Here is a 23,610-nt window from a genome sequence, read left to right as displayed (position 1 = left end):
TAGGTCCGGACCTGCTTCAGTAAACTGGCACAGTTTGGACCGGAATCACTGGCACGCAAAAACCGGAATGGGTGGCACAAGACGAACCGTTATATCCACTAACATCTGAATAAACTATTTCCTGGGGTTGGGGGCTGCATGTATACGTACTGTGATGCCCCCGATTGCCAATTTTAATTGGTTAAAATAAGGAATTCGTAAAAGGAATCAAGCGGGTTCTGCACATTTTTTATGAGTAACGGTAAAAATAGTATTTTTAATTTCAGCATTAGCAGGCTGGATTTGCTTTTTTTACGTCAACTGAAAAACTTCTAAAGAAGAAAAAGGGATGTTGTGCCAAGAGCAGGTTAGCCTGAAAAATGCTCATTCCTATTTATTTCTATTTTGTCCTCCAAAAAGCTAAAATCAACACCCCAATTCACACCCTATTAAAAAACAAAAACCCTAACTACCTTATTTAAAGTTAGTTAGGGTTTGAGGGTGTGGAGCTGGCGGGAGTCGAACCCGCGTCCAGATAGGGAAACACCGTACCGTCTACATGCTTAGTCACCGATTGGATTGTCGGCCGAAAGCTGCTGGGTGACACACCTACTTCCGGCTTAGCCACTTGTCTTAGCCCTGCTTAGTAGCCTCACAGGGAGCAGCACCGTCAAGTCGACACCCCAACTCTACCCGGACAGTGCAACGGGTAGTGGGATGTGGCCGGGGAGCATCTATCGAAGCTCAACCCTTTAAGCAGTATCTATTCCCCGAAGGGTAAGATTAGGCAGCCATGGCGTAATTAGATTCGCCAAGTATGGTTCGTATGAATCTTTCAAGGCCGTACATACTCCAGCCTGCATGCGAGCCCAGTCCTTACACCTACTGTCAAAACCGGTCAGCCCCATTTGAAATGAATAGACAAAAGTAGCACAAATTTGGTTCCAAACCTTTAAATTTTTATCACCAGGGTTTTTGTTGGCCCATTTTTCTGACTTTCGTAAAACCCCTTCCGAAATTCAAAGGCAAAAAAATAGATTGAGTTCTATAATATATGGAACATATTTTTCATCTTTGCGTTGAGTACTGGCAAGATTTTGGAATTATTACGAAAACATAAGCTGATTAAGCTCAAAAACAAAAACCGTGGCAATACGCAGTTGATTAAGGCCATTGATAAATTAATTTCATCTATTGAAAATGCCAATTGGACAAAGCAGACTGAAATTAAAGAAGCCCGACCTGATTGCGATTGTGTGCATAGTGATGGATTTTACTTTTTTGATATAAATTTCCATCGTACTATGATTTTGATAGTATTTGAGGACAGCGAGGCAACCGTTATCTGGACTGGCTCCCATGAGGAATATGATAAAACTTTCAAAGGTAATAAGACGACAATTGAGAAGTGGCTATGTGGTCAAAAACTGATATAAAATGGATAAATTTTCAATACAAAACATACAAAAGATTACTTCTCTGACAAGTGAGCTGGAATATGAAAAAGCATCATCGCTGTTTTTGCAGCTTCGGGTGCTGGTTAAAAACAATAAATTATATGAACCAATAAGGAACCATTTACGTGATTTGATTAAAAATTACGAAAAGGATAATTGGTCAGATGAGGATCGTTTAAGCAAAGATCAGATCAAAGAGAGTGATTTAGCTGAAACGTTAGTTGAGGCTGAAAATATGTTTTCTCAAAAAAGAAAAGAGCTGATTAAAATGAAACTCAAGGAGGCAGGATTAAATCAAAATGATTTGGCCAAAATTCTTGGGCATAGAAAAGGCTACATGTCTGAATTGATAAATGGGTTAAGGCCATTTTCCAAGGATGATTTAGTTGTAATTAATCGACTGTTTAAGATAAAATTTGAGGATTTAATACCAGCTTTTATAAACCAAGAGAGAGCTTCTTATATTAATAAGACATTAGCGTCGCTTTCAAAAAATAAAATCAGGCTTAAAGAAAGGGATTTTGATTTACAAATAGATTGACAACGAAGTGTCTACCTTGGACGCTATCAATTTGGGAGGAATCTTCTATTCGGCAGACGGATAGGAATTGCCTGGTTAAAATAATATTTTGGTACATTTAAGGAAGTTGGTCAGGGCCTGGAGGAAAACGACTCCGAGGGTTTTCACTATTACATGTCAAGCCAAAGCCTGAATAAAGGCGGCTTTGGTTCCAATAACTATAATTTTTAATTCCCATCCTCAATCTCCTGAAAACAGGAGGGGACCGGGGGAGGTCAGTCCGAAAAGTAAGTCAGCAACCTGCCAGAACGAACAAAAAAAGGCCATGGAATCGCTCCCATGACCTCTTGACCAACATTTATTATTAAAAAATTATCTTGCAAAGGCACCCAGTACCAGGTAGGTGGTCAAATCTACCGTGCTGATTTCCTGCGTGGGATCATGCACCACCAGAAAGCCCTCGTAGTCTCTTGTCAATTCATTGTAAGAAATCTCCAACTCATTCTCGGCCATCACGGTTCCTCCATTGCCCTCAATGCCTCCGGCAAAGATGTCGCCATTGGGTGTTTCATTGTAAGGAGTACCGTTAGGTGTAGTAGACGGGTCAGCAGCATCATGGGCATGTACCATGTATGTCATGCCTTCCATGGTATTCATCAGACTGATGGTGATCTTGGAGGTTCCGTCAATCATTTCTTCCACCATTATCTCTGCCATCAGGTCACGGGCATGATCTCCTTCGTAGGCCAGGTCGGTATTGTCCAGTAATTGCCCCTCATTAAAGTCATACATAAAGGTTTCGGTACGCAAATTTGCCTCTGCTTCTGCAAGGTCCTGTCCGAATACGCCTAGTACCAGGTAGGTGCCCAGGTCTGTGGTGCTCAGGTCCTGGGTAGGATCGTGCACCACCAAAAAGCCTTCATAGGTATCCAGCAACATCTGATAGTCCATCTCGGTTTCCATGCTTCCGCTGCCCATGCCATTGCTTACGCTGATCATCCCGGCAAAAATGTCTCCATTAGGCGTTTCATTATAGGGAGTGCCATTGGGTGTGGTGCTGGGATCCGCCGCATCATGTACATGCACCGGATACTGCATGCCATCCAGTCCGTTTTCCAGACGGATGGTTACTTCAGCATTGCCGTTTTCCATTTCTGTGATCTCCAGTTGGGCGGATAGGTTTCTCGGATGATCCCCTTCGCCGTCTCCATTATAGGCTGTGGCTGGATTGTCCAGCAATTGCCCTTCGTTAAAGGCATAATCAAAGGTTTCCATGCCGGGAGTAAAAGGCATTTCCGGTTCCGGATCATCGTTACAGGCCGAAAAGAGCCCCAGTCCGGCTACCATCAATCCCAAACTCATTGTTTTCGTTACATTCCAATACTTTTTCATGGTCAATTAAAATTTAGTCGTTTGTGTTATTTTCTTATTTGGCAGTAGTTACGAGCTTGCCTCTGGCTTTGGATCACTGCCGGGTAAAATTTTCTTAAATTTTCTGTAAATTGCCTGATGAGTAGGCAGGAGGTAAGCCTGCTTGTTTTTTGCAAAAAGTACATTTAAACGACCGCATCTTTTTGAACCGCTTAAACCAATAAATAATGTTTTATTCAGATTCCAGGAGTGCAGCCCAGATTCTTTACAGAAAACTCAGGTTGAATTGGATTTTCAGCACTTCCAGTTTTATTGGTAATTTCCTGATGGCATTGCTGGTGAGCTATTTTTTCCGAAAAATCGGTTATGATCCTCCGGTTAACTTTGTTTTTTTTATCAGCATTCTGGCCATAGGCCTATGGATCACTGAAGCCATGCCTCCATTTGCTGTGGGGATATTTATCATTGCGGCTTTGCTGACGGGATTCAGTACCGATTGGTTTTTTGAAAAGACCATGCCCCCCGATCTGTATGTAAGTACCTGGACCAGCAATGTGGTTTGGCTTTTGTTGGGCGGATTTTTTCTGGCCAAAGGGATGAGTATGGTGGAGTTGGACCGTCAGCTTTTTCGCTTTACCGTACGCAGTTTTGGTCAAAGGCCGGAACATTTGCTTTTGGGGCTGATGATGACTACTGCTATTGCGAGCATGATCATGTCCAATACGGCCACTACTGCGATGATGGTATCCTCTATCATTCCATTGATACAATTGATCGGTAAAAAATCTGCGTATGCCAAGGCCCTGCTGACGGCCATTCCGGCAGCTGCTTCGGTGGGAGGGATAGGCACCATCATTGGAAGTACCCCCAATGCCATAGCGGTAGGGGCCCTTCAGGAAAAAGGAATCACCATTACTTTTGTGGACTGGATGATCGTTGGTTTTCCCAGTGGCTTGTTGCTGGTATGGCTTTTTTGGAAATTCCTTTGTAAAAAACATGATTTTTCGGGCGTTGTTTTGGACCTGTCACTTTTGCCAAAAGGCGTAGGGGAAGTTGATCCATTTAAGAAATATGCCGTCATTTTCACCCTTTCCCTCACCGTGTTGATGTGGCTGACCGAGCCCTTACATGGAATTCCCGTTGCCGCTACTTCTGCCATTCCCATAGTCCTGCTCACCATGACCCAGGTGATTCACTCCGAACAGGTCAGGAGTCTCCCCTGGGATACCCTGATGCTGGTGGCAGGGGGACTGGCCCTGGGTATAGCTTTGGTAGAGGTAGGTCTGGCTGAAATCGTCATGGCCAAAATCAATAATTTGCCCCTGCCCATGCTGTTTATTACCATTTTCTTTTGCCTGGTAGCGGTTCTGCTCTCCAATGTCATGAGCAATACCGCAGCCGCTTCCATTCTAGTGCCCCTGAGCCTGGCCTTGCCGGGAATCTATGGCCTTGCCGGGCCGGTGATGGTAGCCATCAGCTGTTCCTGTTCCCTGCTGCTGCCGGTTTCGACGCCTGCCAATGCCATTGCCTATGCGACCGGTCTGGTGGAACAAAAAGATTTCCGTACCGGTGGATTATTCTTTATCTTTCTGGGACCGCTCATCGCCTTTCTTGCCGTGATGGCCTGGGTTTGGCTGATGTTCTGAGGCATGTTTAAGCTGTAAAAAAACAACCACTAAATAATCCATCGATGAAAAAAATAATTTCGATTATTGCCCTTTACTTTTGTTTTGGCTGTGCGGAGCAACAACGGACCAATTCCACAGAAGAACTGGAAGCCGATATTCAGGCTGTAATAGCCGGCACAGCAGGAGATTTTGGTGTTGCTTTTAGCCTATTGGACGGTTCGGAGACGCAGTTGCTGATCAATGAGAAAGAGGTGTTCCATGCGGCAAGCACCATGAAAACGCCGGTAATGATAGAGATTTATAAGCAGGTCGGTTCTGGTCAGATTGCCCTGGATGATTCGATTTTGATCCTCAATGAATTCAAGAGTATTGTTGACGGAAGCTCCTATAGTATGGACCTGGGAGTGGATAGCCAGGAGGGGCTTTACGAGCGTATCGGGAAAAAGGCCACGGTATATGAACTGATGTATCAGATGATCATCAAAAGCAGTAACCTGGCCACCAATATCCTGATCGAAAGGGTAGGGGCAGAAAATGTGACCCAAACCATGAGGGAATTGGGAGCGGCAGACATACAGGTGCTTCGGGGAGTGGAGGACCTGAAGGCTTTTGATGCCGGGCTCAGCAATACCACCACTGCCCTGGACATGATGCTGATCATGAAAGCCATAGCTACCGGTGAGGCGGTCGGGCAGGAGGAAAGCCGCCAGATGATGGATATCCTGTACGATCAGTATTACAAAGACCTGATCCCGAAGTTGCTGCCTGAGACAGTGAAAATTGCTCATAAAACGGGGGCCATTACCGGCGTGCAACATGATGCCGCCATCCTGACCCTCCCGGATGGGAGAAGTTATGTGTTGGTCATTTTAACCAAAAACCTGGAAGATTTGCCTGCTGGTAAGGAGGCCATCTCAGCCATCAGCAAATTGATTTATGATTTTGTAAGTGGGGAAAATTCCTGATGATGGCATCCATTAAAAAGCGCCTGGCCAAAGCCGGGATCAATACTTTTTTCTTTTTACTGCTCCTGACCATTTTGCTGGCGTATTTGTTTCCGGAATGGGGAGATAGCAGCAGGGCTATGGTCAACCTGGATAACCTGACCTATTATGGGGTATCCCTTATTTTCTTTTTTTATGGGGTTAAGATCAGTCCGGCCAGCTTAAAAACAGGCCTTTCCAACTGGAAGTTGCACCTGCTCATACAAGGTACTACCTTTCTGGTGTTTCCCCTGATCATTTTAGCGTTGTACGGCGTTTTTGGAAATCAGCAAAACCTTTTCTGGGTAGGTACATTTTATCTGGCCGCCCTTCCATCTACGGTATCTTCTTCTGTCGTCATGGTATCCATTGCCAGGGGTAACCTTCCGGCAGCCATTTTCAATGCCAGTATTTCCAGCATCATTGGCATCCTGATTACCCCCTTATGGATGGGCTTGCTTTTAAGCAGCAACCAGGGAGATTTTGAGTTATTGATTACCGTTTGGAAGCTGGTGAAACAAATCTTTCTTCCGGTGCTGATTGGTTTTATGCTGCACAGATGGCTGATCTACTGGGTGCAGCGGTATGGCAAAGTCCTGAAATCCTTCGATCAGACGGTCATTTTGCTGATTGTCTTTTCTGCTTTTTCGCAATCATTTGCCGGTGATATGTTTGCGGGACAGAATGTTTTGGGTCTGGGGCTTTGGATGCTGCTCTTGTTTTTGTTTATGCTGGGGGTCATGTATGTCCTTGCCAAATGGTTGGGATTCAACAGGGAGGATGGCATTACGGTATTGTTTTGCGGATCGAAAAAATCCCTGGTACAGGGGGCAGTGATGGGGAAGATTCTTTTTCCCGACCCGGTCATTTTTGGGGTGGTATTGTTGCCCTTAATGCTTTACCATACCCTTCAGTTGATACTGGGGTCTGCCTTGGCAGAAAAACTGGCAGCAGACGCTAAATAAAGGAGGTGTCCCGGGAGGCTTCAGCGGTCATCTTTTCTGCAATGGATTTACCCAGGTAGCGATCGATCAGCCCATGCCCCACGTAGAGCAATGGTGTAAGCAGTATGGCCACTGAAAATTTGTAAATATAATTGATGATTCCCACGGCAATAACCTGCTCTACGGACCAATTGCCAAACACATAAAAGGCAATGCCAAGCACCACAAAGGAGTCGATAAACTGGGACACCAGCGTAGATCCTGTAGCCCTCAACCAAATCATTTTGGCACCGGTAATTTTTCTGAGTTTCTGAAAAACAAAAACATCGAGGAGTTGACCCAGTAAAAAGGCCACCAGGGAACCAATGATGATACCCAAACCTTGTCTGAAGATGGTATTGAACGCATAATCTATATTGAATGGATTTCCCGAGGGGTCATTTGCATTTACCTCCAGCCAGAAAGAAGCAGGTGGCAAGCCGGTTACCAGGGTAATGACAATAAAGACATAGGCAATCAGTCCTGCGGTGATGAAACTGATCTTTCTAACGCCTTTTTTACCATAGTATTCATTGATAATGTCTGTGGTAAGGAATACGACCGGCCAGATGACAGCACCTGCCGTCAGATTAAAATCCAGTACATAATCCCCAAAAAATGTCCAGTTGGCGGGAGCCAGGCCCAGCGTGGCTTCCCCGGAAAATATTTTTACGCCAATGATTTCCGCCAGGATGGCATTGGTAAGAAAAATGCCTCCAAGGATGATGAACAAATTGGTTTTCTTCGATTGGTAGACCTTGTCGATATTTTCTGTGCTCATTTGATACGGTATGTGGTGCCTTCCTCGCTTAAAAAACTATTGGGAAATGTTTCCCGGGCTTCCTCCAAAAGGGGGGTCAGGTCGGCATATCTTACCGAATAATGGCCCAACAGGAGGTTTTTGGCCTTTGATGCCAGGGCAATGGAGGCAGCTTCTTTGGTGGTACTGTGCCTGGTCAATTTTGCCCGGTCTTTTTCAGCCTCCATAAAGGTAGATTCGTGGTACAGGATATCCATTTCCCGGATGTATTGAGGAAGCTCAGGATCATAAATGGTGTCCGAGCAGAAAGCATATTTGCGTGGAGCTTTGATCTCGCAATAGTCCTTTGCGGGATACAACACCCTACCCGTCATGTCCCGGACATCCTGTCCCCTGAGCAGGGTGCGGATGGCCTCTATGCCTGGTTTGTTTTTGATAATCAGTTCCTTATTGAGCCTCACCCGGCCTGTTTTTTCTTCAAAGCTGAATCCTGTACAGGGGATCCGGTGTTTCAGGGGAAAACTCCAAACCTCCAGGTCCCCCAATTCCAGCAATTTGTTTTTTTCTGAATGCAGGGTGGGATGAAAGATCAGTGGGAATTTGAGTATGGTGCCGGAATACTTTAATTGTATGGTAATGATTTCATCCAGCCCGTTTGGCCCAAATATATGAAGGGGGTGCTTCCTGTTATTCAAGTGGTAGGTAGCAATCAACCCCATCAGGCCCAGGTAATGATCTCCGTGGAGGTGGGAAATAAAGATATGGTTGATCTTAAAGTACTTGATCTTGTATTTTCTCAACTGGTGCTGCGTGGACTCTCCGCAATCCAACAAAAACGTGTAACTCCCCCAGGTAACCACTTGAGAAGTTTGGTTTCTGCCATGGGCAGGAGCTGCTGAGTTGGAACCCAGAATGGTGATATTGAAGTCCAAGTAGCTTAGTGTTTACTCCTCCTCGTCTTTTTCTGCACCTTGCTCAATTTCATGGATAAATACCGCTTCTGCAGCAGCCTCATTGTCATCCACCACTTTGAAGACTTTGTCAAGCATGGATATTTTCATCAGTTTCATCACATGCTCCTGAAGGGATGACAAAATAAAAACTCCCCCTTCTTCACCAAAGGCCCTGTTGCCAACCAAGAGGGCACTGAGTCCACTGGAATCCGCATACTTCACGCTTGCCATATCCAAAATAAGGTTTCTATATCCTTCCGCATGAACGGTGAGTAGTTCGGATTTCAACTGCGGCGACAGGGTGGAATCCAGTTTTTCTTCCATTAGGGTGAAAAGTACAAATTGTTCTTTTTTATCTACAGCGTATTTCATTTGAAAATTTATTTACCAGTCATTATGTGCAGGCAGCAAAATTTGCCTCCTGATCATTCAAATTTGTTTTAAAATTAGCTTAAAATATTTTGGGGCCAAAATGATCCCTCCATTTATATGCTTTCCAAAATGGCCCGTTGAATTCTGGATGCTATATCGGAACCATTTGCAGGCACAAAAGTTTTGCCCGTGATGTGTTCATAGAGTTCAATGTACCTGTTGGAAATACTTTCAATGATGTCGGGACTCATTTCAGGAATGGATTGCCCTTCTTTCCCCTGGAATCCATTTTCAATCAGCCATTGCCGGACAAATTCTTTGGAAAGTTGTTTTTGAGGAAGTCCTTGTTCCTGCCTATTTACATAACCTTCGTGGTAAAAATACCTGGAGGAGTCCGGAGTATGGATTTCATCGATCAAAAGTATTTCATCGCCATATTTGCCAAATTCATATTTGGTATCCACCAGGATCAAGCCTTTCTCCCTGGCCATCTCCGTTCCCCGGTTAAAAAGGGCACGGGTATATTTTTCCAAAAGGGCGTAATCATCCTCATGTACCAGTCCCTGTGACAAAATAGCTTCCCTGGAGATGTCCTCATCATGGCCCTGATCTGCTTTGGTGGTAGGGGTGATGATGGGCTCCGGAAGGGGGTCATTTTCCTTCAATCCCTCCGGCAGGGATACCCCACAAATGCTTCTTTTCCCTTCCCGGTATTCTCTCCAGGCATGGCCGGCCAAATAGCCCCGGATTACCATTTCCACTTTGAATGGCTCACACCTTTTTCCTATGGTGACATTGGGATCAGGTGAGATGGTAACCCAATTGGGTACAATGGAGGCTGTGGTCGAGAGAAAATGGTAGGCGATTTGATTTAAAACCTGTCCCTTATACGGAATGGCTTTCGGCAATACCACATCAAAAGCAGAAATCCTGTCAGTGGCTACCACGGCAATGGTATGCTCGAAAATATATACATCCCGCACCTTTCCACGGTAAAAATCAACCTGACCAGGAAATTGGTATTGTGTGTTTTTGATGCCTTGACTCATGGGTTTCGAATTTTAAACACAAAAGTAAGAAATAATCTCCAGCAACGGGAAATTCCTTCCCAATCACTTTTTAGAATGTAGCTCGGGCTGACAAAGTTTGTACCAGAGGCTGTCAAAAAATCAATTTGGATTTCCCCTTTTGAATTCCTTTTCATCCAGCAGCTTTCCGCGTTCATCGAATGTGGAAAATACGCCATGGCGTAAGCCCATCCTGTATTTGCCCTGCTCCTTCAATTTACCATTCTCATGGTAGGTGGCGTAATTTCCATGCCTTACCCCATTTTTATATTCTACCTCTGAGGAGAGGGTGCCATCAGGGAAATAACTGGTGTACCGGCCTTCCAGGCTGCCATCTTTATAGTCTTGTGCTGTCAGAAGCTGTCCGTTTTCATCATAAGTCTTCTGCACACCATTCAAAAGCCCCTGATCGAATTGCTGTGTCTCCTGTATTTCCCCGTTTTCAAAAAATATTTCGTTGAGGCCATGAGGTTTTCCATTTTCAAAACGGGTGCTGCTTTTGAGGGATCCGGAGGGATAAAAGGTTTCCAGGGTTCCCTGAATCTCTCCCTTTTGAAATGTGGCCTTCTGCGCCACGGTACCGTCGGGGAAAAAGGAGGTCACTACGCCATCCACCTGATCTTCCACATAAGGGGTTACTTTCAATGTGTCCCCTGTTTGGGGGTGTAATTCATAAAATGTACCGGATTTTTGCCCCTCCTGAAACTGTCCGATTTGAGTCAGGTTTCCAAAGGGATCGTAGTGCCTGTAAGCGCCATGTGGTACCTCACCTTTGGTTTGAAACCGTTCCTTCACCTGTGTTTGCTCTTCATCGTAATAGGTGGTGCCTTGTTGTGCTTTTCCCGGTGTTCCCAGAAATTGGAAGGATAGCAGCAGAAGGAATAGGCATGTTTTCATGGCTTGATAGGTTTGATTGGGTCTTGGAAAAGCATAAAATCAAATCTTTTCTACCACCATGGCAGAGGCTCCTCCCCCTCCATTGCAGATGCCAGCCACCCCCAATTTCCCATTTTCCTGGCGTAGTACAGATAGTAGGGTGGTGAGTATCCTGGCTCCGGAACAACCCAAAGGGTGTCCCAGGGCAATGGCTCCACCGTAAATATTCAGTTTTTCTTCCGGGATATTCAGTAATCGCTGGTTGGCCAGGGCCACCACTGCAAAGGCCTCATTGATTTCAAAATAATCAATGTCTGTGATGTCCAATCCTGCTTGTTTCAGGGCCTTGGGAATGGCCAGGGCAGGAGCTGTGGTAAACCACATGGGATCCCGGGCAGCATCGGCAAATCCCCGAATTCTGGCAATGGGTTTCAGGTCTAAATTTTCGGCCATTTCCCTGCTACCGAGGATCAAGGCAGCAGCTCCATCACTGATGGTGGAGGAATTTGCTGCAGTCACCGTTCCGTCCTTTTCAAAAACGGGTTTTAATTGTGGGATCTTATCCATGATGACTTTGAGGTAGTCCTCATCTTTATCAATGAGCAATTCCTTTCCTTTGTGGTCTTTGATGCTGGCAGGGATTACTTCAGCGGTAAAGCGGCCTTTTTCCCAGGCCTCAGCCGCCCTCCGGTATGAATTGGCAGCATAGTTGTCCTGTGCTGCCCGGCTGATGTTCATTTCCCTGGCCGTATGGTCGGCACAGTTTCCCATAGGGAAATCATGGTACACCTCCTGAAGGCCATCTTTACTCAGCCCATCAATTAAGTTGCCATGTCCGAATTTGTATCCAAACCTTGCGTTGGGCAGGTAATAGGGGGTGTTGCTCATGCTTTCCATTCCGCCGGCTATCAGCAGATTAGTCTGCCCACACATGATGGATTGTGCGCCCAGCATCACCGCCTTCATTCCTGAAGCACAAACTTTATTGATGGTGGTGCAGGGGGTACTTACCTGTATGCCTGCATCTAAGGCTGCCTGTCGGGCTGGGGCCTGCCCCAAATTTGCCGACAATACGTTGCCCATCAGAACTTCATCAAAATGGGTATCATGACTCAGCCCGATTTTGCTTAAGGCCCCTTTTATGGCCAGACTACCCAGGGAGGTGGCTGAAAGTGAAGACAAATTTCCTCCAAAGCCACCCATGGGAGTCCTTGCTGCGGATAGGATAAATACCTCTTGCATGTCTTCTTATATTTAGGTGGAGGAAAGATTCAGTGGCGAAAAGCTTTTAATAGTCAGGTAATCCCCGCTTGGGTTGTTGCGTGGGTTTTTTCCTGTTTTGCTGTATGTACCTGAGTTCATTACTGTTCATGGCATCCAGTATTTGGGCGGCTTGTTCCGGAGTAATGTTCATCTCCTCCAGCCGTTGCCGCAATTCCTCCATCGCTTCTTCCCGTTCACTCAGGTCACTTTCCATATCATTGGGCTCATCAGATTCCTCGTTATTGTCTGATTGTTCGCCCCTTTGTTCTTCCATTTCATCAGATTCGTCTGCCCCATCTTCTTCAGTTTGTTCTTCTCCTTCTCCACTTTCCTGTTCCTGGCTGTCCTGCTCCTGCTGGTCCTGTTCCTGGGATTCATCCTGCTCCTGGTCTTGCTGTTCCTGGCTTTGCTGGTCTTTTTTTTCCTGATCCTCCTGGTCTTTCTGCAATTTTTCCCACAGGGCATTTAATTTGGGATCCTGAGGGTATTTTTCCAGACCTTCAGCCAGTAACTGACTGGTGCCGGGAATATCTTCATTGACATATTGCCTGGCTGCCTTGTTGAAATATTCTGTCTCCGATTGGGCCATTAAAGCAATTGGAACCCAAAAAAGGCAGGCAAAAAGGAGTAGTTTATGGGTTGCTATTGATTTCATTGATCTCATTTAAATGATCCATAAATTTTTGGTAATAAGCCACGGTTTCGTCAATTTCCAATGCGCTTTCCATCGTTTGCAGGGCTTCATTAAATTGAAACCGGTCTACCATCTCATCGGCCTGAGCTTTCATCCTCTTGGCATAATTGGAGGGTTTAATCTGGTCTTCATCATCCCGGTCTTCTTCGTTTTCCTGTTCCTCCTCATTGCCCTCCAGCCAGCGGCTCAGGAGTTCATAATTATAACGGGCTTTTTCATTGTTTGGGTTTTTAAGCAAGGCAGTTTTGAAATAGGAAAGGGCTTCCTTGTACTTTTGTTCGTTACCTAACAACACCCCCTGTTGGTTAGCCGCGTAGGACGGGACGGTGTTACCCGGAACACCGGCCAGCGGCTCGTAGGTTTTTTTGGCATCTTCCTCTTGCCCGTTGTTTTGGTAGCTTAAGGCAAGGTTAAAACGGACTTCGGGTTGATTTAAGCCATGGTCTTCCATTAAGGAAAGGTGATTTCGAATGGAGTTTTCAAAATCCGTTTCTTTAAAGGACTTTTCTGCCGACGCGATTGCCTCATTGGTGGCCGCTATTTTTTTCCAGTCAGCAGGCAAGATTAATAAAACCCAAAGTAAATATCTGGACAACATACTGTTGGTTTAGGTAGATTAAATGGATAAAGTTCTGACAGGCAAAATGGAGTCAATAATTGCCAAAATCAAGCCCGCCAGTAAGAAGTAGAAATATTTATTGGAAGATGCCTCCACCGTACGGCTGGCCATTACCGTACCTTCTAACTTGGCGATGGCATCGATCAATTGGGGGATTTCCTGAAGCTCGTCACTGAGCTCAAAATAATCTCCTTCGGTCCGGCTGGCAATTGTTTTCAGGTTGGTAGAAGTCAGTCTGGATATGGCCGGGCGATTGGTTTCCTGGTCAATGACTACACCGCTACCTCTGGGTATGGTGCTGCCGGTAGCCGTACCTACACCCATGCTGAATACTTTTATTCCTGAACTATTGAGTTGCTCCAGGGTTTCTTCCAGTTCATTTCCAAAATCTTCTCCATCACTGATCAGGATGATAGCCTTGGATTTGGGCTCCTGACTTTCGTCTGTCAGAAATTTATTATAAGCCATCTTAAGCGGGGCTGCAATATCAGTGCCCGAATTCGGTACCAAACCACTGTTCAACCCGTCCAGGTGAAGCTGTATGACATTTTGATCAAAGGTGAGCGGACACTGAATAAATGCCTCTGAAGAAAAAATAATGATTCCTAGTCGGTCTGAACTGAAATTTTTTACCAGATTTTTCAATTCGAATTTTACTCGCTGAAGCCGGCTGGGTTTGATATCCTCCGCATTCATGGACCTGGAAAGGTCTATGGCCAGGAAGATATCCTTGCCTTCCTGTTTGATCTCCTTCATGGCATTTCCTATGGAAGGCCCGGCAAAGGCAATCAAAAACAAGGTAAAATAAAGGGTTCTTAAGGTCATTTTCCAGACCAACCTCCTTTTCTTTACCTTAATCTTCTGGTTGATTTTCCAAAAACGGTACAGGTAAATGGCGTATAGCAGTATAAAAACTGCTGACAGTATCAGAATGGAATTGTTATCAGAATAGGCCCAAATCATGGCTTGAAATTAATCATTTATACTTAAAACGAAGTGATTATTGGTTAATTATTGGCAAGCCCCGGGAATATTGAAATTCATTTCATGAATTACTCCCCGGGAAGCTTAACTATTTTTAGCAGATACCGTTATCTTTTTTGATCCTAACGCAACAGGCAACCAATAGTACTTTCTTTTCAAAAAAACACCAAGTCAAAAGTAATGTTTAAATACCGTTCACAACCATTTTGGAATATATTTTTTGTGGTCCTTGTTTGGCTGCCAGTGTTTTCAGTTAGGGTGATGGGCCAGGATGCCGATAACCTGATGGGGCAGGTGCTTGATAAGGTTTCGGGGGAGCCCTTACCGGGAGCTACAGTGTTCTGGAAAGACCAATCTTCCAAAGGTGCTGTTACGGATGTGGATGGGAGGTTTTCCATTGCCATGAATGCCCTTCCATCCACACTGGAAATCCGTTTTTTGGGCTACCAGCCTGTCAGCAGAGCTATCAACAATAAGACCGATGACTTGAAATTTTTCCTAAATCCCGAGGAAATGGCCCTGGAGGAGGTGTTGGTGTCGGATAGGAGAGAGGATCACAATGTCCTCAGTACGGAAATCGGGCGCAATGAAATTTCAGGTGAGGAGTTAAAACGTATCCCGGCCCTTTTTGGAGAGGTAGACCTGCTCCGGGGGATACAATTGTTACCAGGAGTAAATACCGCAGGGGAAGGGACCACCGGCTTGTTTGTCAGAGGCGGATCAGCTGACCAAAACCTGATCCAGATAGATGGGGCTCCGATTTATAATCCTTCTCATTTTTTTGGTTTTTTTTCCGTATTCAACCCGGATGCCCTGACAGATGTATCCCTGTATAAAGGCAATATCCCTGCCCAGTTTGGAGGTAGGGTTTCTTCCCTGTTGGACATTTCTCTGAAAGAAGGGAATACCCGAAAAATCGAAGGAGAGGGAGGCATAGGAAGCATCAGTTCCAGGCTCACTGTGGACGGACCCTTATTTTCCGATAATTCCTCTTTTGTACTTTCAGGGAGGAGAACTTATGCGGATATATTTTTGGCTTTTTCCCCCAACGAAGACATCCGGGACAATCAACTGTACTTTTATGATTTAAGTGGCAAACTGATGTGGAGGAAAGGCACGAAAAACAAATTTACTTTTTCTACCTATTACGGCAGTGACTTTCTGGGGCTGAGCGGTCAGTTTGGTCTGGGATGGAACAATTGGATCAATTCATTCAATTGGGACAGGCAAATCAATGAGCAATTGTACCTGGATGTAACGGCCTATTACAGCTATTACAAATACCTGATTGGTTTTAGCGATGAGGACAATGGTTTTGATTGGTCCAATTATTTTTCTGAGACGGGTATCAGGGCCGCCTTAACTTATCTGCCCCGGGAGAGCACAGAAATCAAGACAGGTATCCACAGTCAATTGTACTATTTCGCCCCTGTGGATTTACAACCTGCTGAAGGGAGCGGGATAGAACCTCTGGTCACGAATCCACGGGTCGGTCTGCAAAACAACTTTTTCATCGCCCTGAAGGAGGAGATTTCTGAGCGGATCAGTATAGAGGGAGGGCTGCGCTATGGGCTTTACCAGCAAATAGGAGAAGGGGTTAACTACCTGTACGAAAACAATGATCCCGGGGGATCCGGGCAGGTAACAGATACCCTGGAATACAGGCTGGGTGAAAAAATGCAGCAATACCAGGGACTGGAACCACGACTGGCAGTAAGGTACCTGGCAGGAAAAGGAACCGCAATTAAAGGAAGTTACAACAGGAATTACCAATACATTCAGGTGGCCTCCAACAGTTCCGCCGGACTTCCCATAGACCGTTGGGTCCCTGCCGGGAAATACATCCTCCCCATCAGGGGAGACCAGGTCTCTGCCGGTATTTTTCAAAACCTGAGCAACAATCAGTGGGAAGTTTCTGTTGAGGGTTATTACAGGGATTTCAGGAACATTGTAGACCTGAAGCAGGGAGCCAATGTGCTGTTTAGCGATAATATTGAAACCGAAATCCTTTCCGGTAACGGCTGGTCCTACGGGTTGGAGTTTTTGCTCCGGAAAAATGTAGGAAAAACCACCGGCTGGCTGAGCTATACCCGGTCCAGGGTTTTCAGGAAAATTCGAGGCATCAATGGCGGCTTTCCCTATCCGCCCAGGTATGACCGCCCCAATGATGTCAGCCTGGTAGTCTCCCATCAACTGAGTGAAAGGGTTTCCTTGTCCGGTACTTTTATTTATACCACGGGAATTGCGGTGACTTTCCCTGTTGGATCCTACGAGGTGGATGAGCAACGGGTCCCCCTGTATGGTGAGCAAAGAAATAGTGATCGGTTTCCGGATTACCACCGCATGGATTTGTCCCTGACCTTAAAAAACAAGGACAAGGGAAGGTGGTGGCAGGGAAGTTGGAATTTTAGTATTTACAATGCTTATGGCAGGAAAAACCCCTTTTCCTACGAATTTACGGATATTTACAATAACGATATCGGTTTTGATCCTGGCCTGGGGGAGGAAGTCAGCGCTGTTCGGCCAGGGGTGGTGATGACCTATCTGTTCGGCATCCTGCCTTCGGTTACATACAATTTTAAATTTTGAGTTCATGAGGCTGATAAAAATACTATCAATGGTGCTGCTTTTGCAAGCTTGTCAGGAGGAGGTGTTTCTTGATTTGGAGAATGTCGGAAAAACCCCCGTAATTGAAGCCATCTGGACAGATGACGCCGCTTTGAATGGAGTTGTTGTAGCTTATTCCAGGGATTATTACGACACCTTGCCCAATGAGATAGCCGCCCATGCGGAAGTTGATATTGAGGACATGCAGACCGGTGAAATAGTGCCTTTCAGGTTTGAGGAAGATCTTGGCAGATACCTGCCGGTAAACGGGAAGGCAGCCACCATAGGTCAGGAATACCAATTGAATGTTTCTCTGGACGGAAAGGATTATGTGTCTGGCGGTACCACCCTGGAGGCTCCTGTGCTGGACAGCATTACCTATGAATTCAAGGAGGAGCGGTTTTTTGCCAGTGAAGGATACTACCTCACACTGTATGGAAAAATTCCCTTTGAGGAGAATAATTATTACAGGTTGATACTCACCAGAAACGATACCATTCTGAACCGCCGGTCTGATTATTTTCTTTTTGATGATACCTTTGGCAGTTCCATCTTGAACAATGGCTTTGAATTAACTGCTTTTTCTTTTAAAAAGGATGATGAAGTGAAATTGCAGATGCTCAGATTAAATAAACCTGCCTATGATTACCTGAATCAGGTGGTTTCTCTATTGTTTTCGGATGGGGGCTTGTTTAGCCCTCCCCCGGAAAATCCTCAATCGAATATTTCGCTGATGCAGGGAGAGGGCAGGGTGCTGGGTTATTTTATGACTGCTCCGGTGCTTACCCGGAAAGTAGTCATACAGGAAGAAGACTGAATGGGCAAATGGAGATTTTTGATTTAGCTGCTAATTATCTTTCTTAGCCGAAGCTGCCAGCTGAGCCAATTCCTTTTTGCTATAGGCTAATTTACTGACCAGGAAGAACAATACCGGAACCAAAAATAAGGTGAAGAAGGTAGCTGAAAACATCCCTCCAGCTACGGTCCAGCCAATGGTTCTCCTGGCTACCGATCCTGCACCGGAAGAAAAGGCAAGTGGCAAAACGCCAAGAATAAAGGCAAAAGAAGTCATCAAAATGGGTCTTAATCGCAATTTTGCAGCCATAGCGGCAGCTTTGTGGATAGGAATGCCTTTGTCTACCCGCTCTTTGGCGTACTCCACAATTAAGATGGCATTCTTTGCTGCCAGACCGATAAGGGTCAGTAAACCGATTTGGGCATATACATTATTGGTAAGTGAGGGAAACAGGAGCAGGGTGACAATGGCACCAAACACCCCCGTTGGGACGGCCAGTAATACGGAAAAAGGCACAGACCAACTCTCATAGAGTGCCGTCAGACATAGAAATACAAATACAATGGACAGGACGAAAATCAGTAGGGTATTTCCTCCGGATTTGATTTCTTCCCTGCTTACTCCGGCAAAATCAATGCCGTAGCCCAGGGGAAGTTCGGTAGCTGCCAGGGCATTGATTTTTTCAATCGATTGTCCTGAACTGTATCCCGGGGCTGCATCTCCATTGATGGTACTGGATCTGAAAAGGTTGAAATGACTGATTAAAGGGGCATTTTCAATGACTTCGGTACTGACCAGGTTGCTCAATGGCAGCATGTTCCCCGAGCTGTTTTTGACAAATATCTGCTCTAAACCGGATAAATCCTCCCGGAAGGAGGTATCTGCCTGAGCTATTACTCTGAAATTTCTTCCATAGAGGATAAAATCATTGACGTAAGTGCTTCCCAGGTAGGTTTGCATGGAGGCATAGGCATCACCTATGTTGACACCAAGCCTGGCCGTTTTTTCCCGGTCCAGTTCCACCCGGTAGGAGGGTGTGGTGGCACTAAAGAAAGTGAAAGCATTGTCAATTTCTTCTGTCTGGTTCATTTTGGAAACAAATGCTTTTACTTCTGCTTCAAACTCAGTGATGCTTGAGGTTCCGTCAAGATCCTGCACCACCATCGAAAATCCGGAGGTGCTGCCCAATCCCGGAATAGCAGCTGGTGCTACAATAACTATTTTGGCTTCAGGTACTTTTTCGTTTAATTCCCGTAACAGCCTGTCCCGGATTTCAAAAGCGTTTTGTCCTTCGCCTTCCCGTTTACTCCAGGGTTGAAGCTGGGAAAATACCGTTCCGCTATTTGATTTACTGGAAAAATTAATCGCATTGAGTCCAGTCACAGCAGTAAAATGAAAAATATCCTCTTCTTCTCCCAGAATTTCCATCAATTTTTTGATGGTTTCCAGGCTTCTGGCGGTGGAGGCTCCCTCTGGTAATTCATAGGTGATGAACAACCTTCCTTCATCTTCATTGGGTATAAACCCGGATGGTTTGATGTTGAAAAAAAACACTGTCAGCAGAATCAAAAGGACCAGACCCCCTAAATAGTACCTGGCACGTGAAAAACTTTTCTCGATGCTTTGGATATAGCCCTTGCCAAAAGCTTCAAATTTTCGGTTGAACCAGTTAAAAAAACGTTGAATGCCTTTGGCCTGTTGGGATGTTTTTTTGGGTTTCAGTATCAGAGAACAAAGGGCAGGGGTCAGGGACAATGCCACAAATCCTGAAATCAGGCCGGAAGCAGCGATGGCCATGGCAAATTGCTGGTACAGTCGGCCCACTATACCTGGAATGAAGCCCACCGGGATGAAGACGGCGGCAATGATCAGGGACATGGCAATGACGGGTCCTGAGATATCCTTCATGGCCTTGGTGACTGCCTCTCTGGCAGCTAGCTTTTCCTTTTCCATGTAACCCATGGCCGCTTCCACTACCACGATGGCATCATCCACGACTATTCCTATGGCCAGCACAAAACCAAAAAGCGTCAGGTTATTAATGGAAAATCCCAGCGGTATAAACAGGGCAAATGTGCCGATAATGGAGACGGGGATAATAATGATCGGAATCAGCGTAGTTCTCCAGTTCTGAAGGAATATAAAAACAACCAGGGAGACCAGTAAAAGGGCCAGGATCAATGCTTCCACTACCTCACCAATGGATACCCGTACCACAGAGGCAGATTCGAAAGGAATGACATATTCCATGTCATTGGGGAAATTTTCCTGAATTTCATCCATGGCCTGGATTATTCCTTCCTCTACATCCAGGATATTGCTGTTTGGCGTTTGATAGACGATAAGGTAAGCGGCTGGTTTGCCATCGGTAAAGTTATTTACCGAGTAGTCAAACCTCCCCAATTCTACCCTGGCCACATCCCTGAGATAAACCAATTGATCCCCCTCTGCTGCGGATTTTACAATGACATTTTCAAACTCCTCCTCACTGTTTAGCCTCCCATTGGTAAACAAGGTATATTCAAAGGATTGAAATCCCTGCTGCGGAGGGGTGCCCAATGCCCCTGCGGCCACCTGTATGTTCTGTTCCCTGAGGGCATTGATGACTTCACCAGCCGAAAGGCCCATCTGAAATAGTTTATCCGGCTGCAGCCAAATGCGCATGCTGAAATCCTGCGCCCGGGTAAAAATATCCCCCACCCCAGGCACCCTGAGTAATTCGTTTTTGACAAATATGTTGGCATAATTGTTTAAAAAATCAATGTCATGGGTTCCCTCCGGAGAGAACATGGATACAATCATCAACAGGCTGGGGTTTCGCTTTCGGATGGTGATGCCCAGTCTCCGAACTTCTTCCGGCAGCAAAGCCTCTGCCACATTGATCCGGTTTTGTACCTCTACTGCTGCTATATCAATGTCTGTCCCCACCTCAAAGGTGATGTTCATGGTCATTCTTCCCTCGTTGCTACTGGTGCTTTCTATGTATGCCATCCCCGGAGTTCCGTTGATCTGGGTTTCCAAAGGCGTAGCGACCGTTTGTTCTATGGTCTCGGCATCCGCACCGGTATAGGTGGCCGTCACCTGTATAATGGGAGGGGTAATATTCGGATATTGAGAAACGGGTAGGTTGACTATGGCCAGCGTTCCTAAAAGCAGTATGACCAAAGAAAGGACAATGGCCAGGTTGGGCCGCTGGATAAAAGTGGATGAGATCATTCGGGATTCCTGTTTTGCGTGGTGATTTTATCCCCGTCGTTTAATTTCTGCATGCCGCTGATAACGATAGACTGTCCCTCTTCCAAACCAGTTTCAACAATAACCCGGTCTTTAAACTTTCTACCCAATTCAATTTTCTTCTCCCGGGCAGTGTCATTCTCCCTGACAAAAACCGATATTTCCCCCATTTGCTCCATGGTGGCTTTTTGAGGAATAGTTAGCACTGGATCGCCATTGATGGCTTTTACCCTGAGGGTGGTACTCAGGCCAGGCTTGAGTACATCATCCGGATTTGGAAAATGAAGCCTGATGTGGATGGTGCCAGTTTCCCTATTGATAGCCCTGTCCATGTTTTCAAGGGTACCTGGATAGGGATGCATTTCTCCGCCGGGCAATCTGATCATAAAGGTGCTATCCGTCTTTACCCTTTCTTTATCTTCCATCATGGTTTGGAATTTTGTAAGGTTTTTTTCTCCGGCAAAAAAATCAACACCAATGGGGTCATTGGAGGAGATGACATTGAGGAGTGTTTCTCCCTGGTTTACCAAAGCTCCCAAACGGACGGAGGAAAAGCCAATGGTACCCGTAAATGGAGACCGAACAGATGCATATTGGAGGTTGGTTAGGTCATTGTCTACCTGAGCCTGGGCTGCCAGCATTTCCGATTCGGCATTGCGCAGGTCCGTTAGTGCATTGTCATATACCTGTCCGGCTATGGCATTCCCCTCTTTGAGTTTCTGGTACCTGTCCATATCTCTCTGCGCCCTTTCCAGGTTGGAAGCCGCAATCTTGAGTCTTGACTCTGATTGATTCAGGGTAGCCTGGTACCTACTTTTGTCAATTTCATAGAGCAATTGGCCAGTTCTTACCTTTTGCCCATCCTTAAACAGGATATTGGTGATGTAACCGCTAACATCAGCCCGGAGCTCAACCTCCTGCAAGGCCACTGTGACCGCAGGATATTGATCCGATAGTTCGATTTTCTCTTTTTTTACGGCTGCGGTCTCTACCCTGACTTCCTGGGTTTCCGTATTTTCTTTTTCATCGCAGGAATAATGTAGGACCAACAGCCCGATAAGTAACAGTTTTGTTTTCATCAATAGTCGGTTTTTATTTCTCCACGGGCTTTTTGCAGATCGATCCTCGCCGTAATGGCATTGAAAAGGGAGCGCAGGTAATTGATCCTTGCCGTTCTCAAATCTGTCTCTGCCTGTATTACTTCCAGAAAGTTTTTGATCCCCTGCTCGTATTGCAAGCTTATGGTGTCGTAGATTTCTTCTGCCAGGTCCCGGTTGCTCTTTTGCATTTTCAACAGGTAAACACTGTTCTTATAGGCACTTAGGGCCTCCTGCATTTCCAGGTTTACCTCCAATACAAGATTCTTTTGGGCCAGTTGTAAATTTCGCAGGTCCAGAGCCGCCATTTTGGCTTCATAGCTTCTTTTTCCACCTAAAAAAATGGGGAGGTTGAGTTGCAGGCCAATCAGAGAAAATGAATATACCTGATCAAAAAGTTGACTACCCACAGGGCTTAAAAAAAGAAAATTGTAATCATAAAAAGCCGAAATATCTGGTAAAAATCGCCTTTTTTGATAGCTTATTTCCGCCTTTTGAAGGTCTTTCTGACTTTCCAATAGCTGGTATTCGATGCGATTTTCTGCCTCAAATACAAGCAGGGTGTCTGGCGAAAGTTGCGCTTCCAGTTGGCTGACAGATGCCTGAACATGTATCTCAATGTCCTCTTCCATGCCCAGCCAATACCTTAAGGCAGCTATTTTTATTCGTTTTTCTTGCAGGTATTGGTACAGCTGGCTTTGGGTATTTTGAAGGGTTATGGTTGCCCTTTTAAGATCTATATTATCCGTTAAACCTGCCTCCAGCTGTAAGGCAGCGTCTTCTAATTGTCTTTTTTGTCTTTTGATATCCTCTTCTGCCAACCTGACCTGTTCTTCAGCCAGAAACACCTCATAAAATGCTTTGCTTAGCCCGGCCACCATTTGTATTTTAAAGTCTTCCAGTGTTTGTGACGCTTCCTGGTTTAAATAGGGTGCCTGTTCGCTTATCCGGAAAAGATCATTATTAAGCAGGTTTTGGCTCAATGAAAAATTTAAATTGGCATTATGGGGAACCCCGGTTCTGACTTCCTGGAATTCACCGGAATCCGGGTTATCAAAATCAGGAAAGATCGCCACCGGCTGTTGGAAATACCGGTTGAGTGCCCCATCCAGGTTCAGTTGGGGCAGCCAGGCCGATTTTCCTGACTTTACGGTGAAGGTTGTTTTCTCCCTCTCGTTGATAAACTGCTGCAAAAGAGGTTGGTTTTCAAAGGCCAGGGAAAGGGCACTTTCCAAATTCAATTCCATCACCTCTTCCTGTTGTGAGAAAACCTGAACTGTAAACCACAAGTAAAAAGTAAGGAAAGTATACAGTGTTCTCATTAAGGGGAGGTTAATGGCAAGTAGATTGGTAAGGACTTATGAAGG

Annotated in this window: 20 protein-coding genes and 1 other RNA gene; 7 read left to right on the top strand and 14 right to left on the bottom strand. The window is 45.5% G+C overall.

Features of this window, described 5'->3' with window-relative positions; translation table 11 throughout:
* Positions 1-480: 480 nt before the first annotated feature.
* Positions 481-885: a transfer-messenger RNA gene (gene ssrA, locus GL182_RS23140) on the bottom strand.
* Positions 886-1,076: 191 nt separating this feature from the next.
* On the opposite strand from ssrA, the gene GL182_RS23135 reads away from it, so the two are divergent.
* Together GL182_RS23135 and GL182_RS23130 are read left to right on the top strand one after the other, a co-directional pair.
* Entirely contained in the window at positions 1,077-1,415 is a 339-nt protein-coding gene (locus GL182_RS23135; RefSeq protein WP_163382251.1) for a type II toxin-antitoxin system HigB family toxin, read from the top strand.
* A 1-nt stretch (position 1,416) separates the two neighbouring features.
* The gene (locus GL182_RS23130) at positions 1,417-1,977 is read left to right on the top strand and encodes a helix-turn-helix domain-containing protein (RefSeq protein ID WP_163382250.1); all 561 of its coding nucleotides are present in this window, start codon (positions 1,417-1,419) and stop codon (positions 1,975-1,977) included.
* Between the two features lie 351 nt (positions 1,978-2,328).
* Here the strand turns inward: GL182_RS23130 and GL182_RS23125 are convergent, their stop codons facing one another.
* Entirely contained in the window at positions 2,329-3,348 is a 1,020-nt protein-coding gene (locus tag GL182_RS23125) for a hypothetical protein (RefSeq protein WP_163382248.1), read from the bottom strand.
* A gap of 206 nt (positions 3,349-3,554) precedes the next feature.
* Between GL182_RS23125 and GL182_RS23120 the strand changes: the two genes are divergently transcribed.
* From GL182_RS23120 to GL182_RS23110, 3 genes are read left to right on the top strand one after another with little or no spacing between them, the layout of a single operon-like run.
* Entirely contained in the window at positions 3,555-4,973 is a 1,419-nt protein-coding gene (locus GL182_RS23120) for an SLC13 family permease (protein ID WP_163382246.1), read from the top strand.
* A 44-nt stretch (positions 4,974-5,017) separates the two neighbouring features.
* The gene (locus GL182_RS23115; RefSeq protein WP_163382244.1) at positions 5,018-5,920 is read left to right on the top strand and encodes a serine hydrolase; all 903 of its coding nucleotides are present in this window, start codon (positions 5,018-5,020) and stop codon (positions 5,918-5,920) included.
* 2 nt (positions 5,921-5,922) lie between these two features.
* The gene (locus tag GL182_RS23110; protein ID WP_163382265.1) at positions 5,923-6,903 is read left to right on the top strand and encodes a bile acid:sodium symporter family protein; all 981 of its coding nucleotides are present in this window, start codon (positions 5,923-5,925) and stop codon (positions 6,901-6,903) included.
* On the opposite strand, the gene GL182_RS23105 is transcribed toward GL182_RS23110, so the two are convergent.
* The 9 genes from GL182_RS23105 to GL182_RS23065 all read right to left on the bottom strand — a co-directional run bounded on the left by GL182_RS23105 (position 6,896) and on the right by GL182_RS23065 (position 14,488).
* Positions 6,896-7,702: a queuosine precursor transporter gene (locus GL182_RS23105; protein WP_163382242.1), complete on the bottom strand. Its 807-nt coding sequence runs from the start codon at positions 7,700-7,702 to the stop codon at positions 6,896-6,898. The two genes, GL182_RS23110 and GL182_RS23105, sit on opposite strands and share 8 nt — an antisense overlap.
* Entirely contained in the window at positions 7,699-8,613 is a 915-nt protein-coding gene (locus GL182_RS23100; RefSeq protein WP_163382241.1) for a ribonuclease Z, read from the bottom strand. Before GL182_RS23100 ends, GL182_RS23105 begins: the two co-directional genes overlap by 4 nt.
* Before the next feature lie 12 nt (positions 8,614-8,625).
* On the bottom strand, positions 8,626-9,006 hold the full coding sequence (locus GL182_RS23095) for an STAS domain-containing protein (protein ID WP_163382239.1): 381 nt from the start codon (positions 9,004-9,006) through the stop codon (positions 8,626-8,628).
* Between the two features lie 113 nt (positions 9,007-9,119).
* Positions 9,120-10,055 carry a phosphoribosylaminoimidazolesuccinocarboxamide synthase gene (locus tag GL182_RS23090; RefSeq protein ID WP_163382237.1) on the bottom strand — a complete coding sequence of 312 codons (936 nt, stop codon included), beginning with the start codon at positions 10,053-10,055 and terminating at the stop codon, positions 9,120-9,122.
* Positions 10,056-10,175: 120 nt separating this feature from the next.
* Positions 10,176-10,970, bottom strand: coding sequence for a toxin-antitoxin system YwqK family antitoxin (locus GL182_RS23085; RefSeq protein WP_163382235.1), 795 nt, complete (start codon positions 10,968-10,970; stop codon positions 10,176-10,178).
* 39 nt (positions 10,971-11,009) lie between these two features.
* A complete protein-coding gene (locus tag GL182_RS23080) occupies positions 11,010-12,191 on the bottom strand; it encodes an acetyl-CoA C-acyltransferase (protein WP_163382233.1) in 1,182 nt (393 codons plus the stop codon).
* 46 nt (positions 12,192-12,237) lie between these two features.
* A complete protein-coding gene (locus GL182_RS23075; protein WP_163382231.1) occupies positions 12,238-12,867 on the bottom strand; it encodes a hypothetical protein in 630 nt (209 codons plus the stop codon).
* Positions 12,845-13,504 (bottom strand): tetratricopeptide repeat protein, encoded by a 660-nt coding sequence (locus tag GL182_RS23070; protein WP_163382230.1) that lies wholly within the window; start codon positions 13,502-13,504, stop codon positions 12,845-12,847. The genes GL182_RS23075 and GL182_RS23070 overlap by 23 nt, the downstream gene beginning before the upstream one ends.
* 18 nt (positions 13,505-13,522) lie before the next feature.
* On the bottom strand, positions 13,523-14,488 hold the full coding sequence (locus GL182_RS23065; RefSeq protein WP_163382228.1) for a vWA domain-containing protein: 966 nt from the start codon (positions 14,486-14,488) through the stop codon (positions 13,523-13,525).
* A gap of 201 nt (positions 14,489-14,689) precedes the next feature.
* On the opposite strand from GL182_RS23065, the gene GL182_RS23060 reads away from it, so the two are divergent.
* Together GL182_RS23060 and GL182_RS23055 are read left to right on the top strand one after the other, a co-directional pair.
* Positions 14,690-17,098 carry a TonB-dependent receptor gene (locus GL182_RS23060; protein WP_205603719.1) on the top strand — a complete coding sequence of 803 codons (2,409 nt, stop codon included), beginning with the start codon at positions 14,690-14,692 and terminating at the stop codon, positions 17,096-17,098.
* Positions 17,099-17,102: 4 nt separating this feature from the next.
* Positions 17,103-17,933 carry a DUF4249 family protein gene (locus GL182_RS23055; protein ID WP_163382226.1) on the top strand — a complete coding sequence of 277 codons (831 nt, stop codon included), beginning with the start codon at positions 17,103-17,105 and terminating at the stop codon, positions 17,931-17,933.
* A 30-nt stretch (positions 17,934-17,963) separates the two neighbouring features.
* Here the strand turns inward: GL182_RS23055 and GL182_RS23050 are convergent, their stop codons facing one another.
* The 3 genes from GL182_RS23050 to GL182_RS23040 are packed head-to-tail and all read right to left on the bottom strand — an operon-like array spanning position 17,964 to position 23,565.
* Positions 17,964-21,128, bottom strand: a complete 3,165-nt coding sequence (locus GL182_RS23050; RefSeq protein WP_163382225.1) for an efflux RND transporter permease subunit — start codon at positions 21,126-21,128, stop codon at positions 17,964-17,966.
* A complete protein-coding gene (locus tag GL182_RS23045) occupies positions 21,125-22,225 on the bottom strand; it encodes an efflux RND transporter periplasmic adaptor subunit (RefSeq protein ID WP_163382223.1) in 1,101 nt (366 codons plus the stop codon). Before GL182_RS23045 ends, GL182_RS23050 begins: the two co-directional genes overlap by 4 nt.
* Positions 22,225-23,565, bottom strand: coding sequence for a TolC family protein (locus GL182_RS23040; RefSeq protein ID WP_163382221.1), 1,341 nt, complete (start codon positions 23,563-23,565; stop codon positions 22,225-22,227). Before GL182_RS23040 ends, GL182_RS23045 begins: the two co-directional genes overlap by 1 nt.
* Between the last annotated feature and the right edge of the window lie 45 nt (positions 23,566-23,610).

The organism is Cyclobacterium sp. SYSU L10401, from assembly GCF_010993705.1.
Classification (GTDB): Bacteria; Bacteroidota; Bacteroidia; order Cytophagales; family Cyclobacteriaceae; genus Cyclobacterium.
This window is presented reverse-complemented; position numbering and strand designations above follow the sequence as displayed.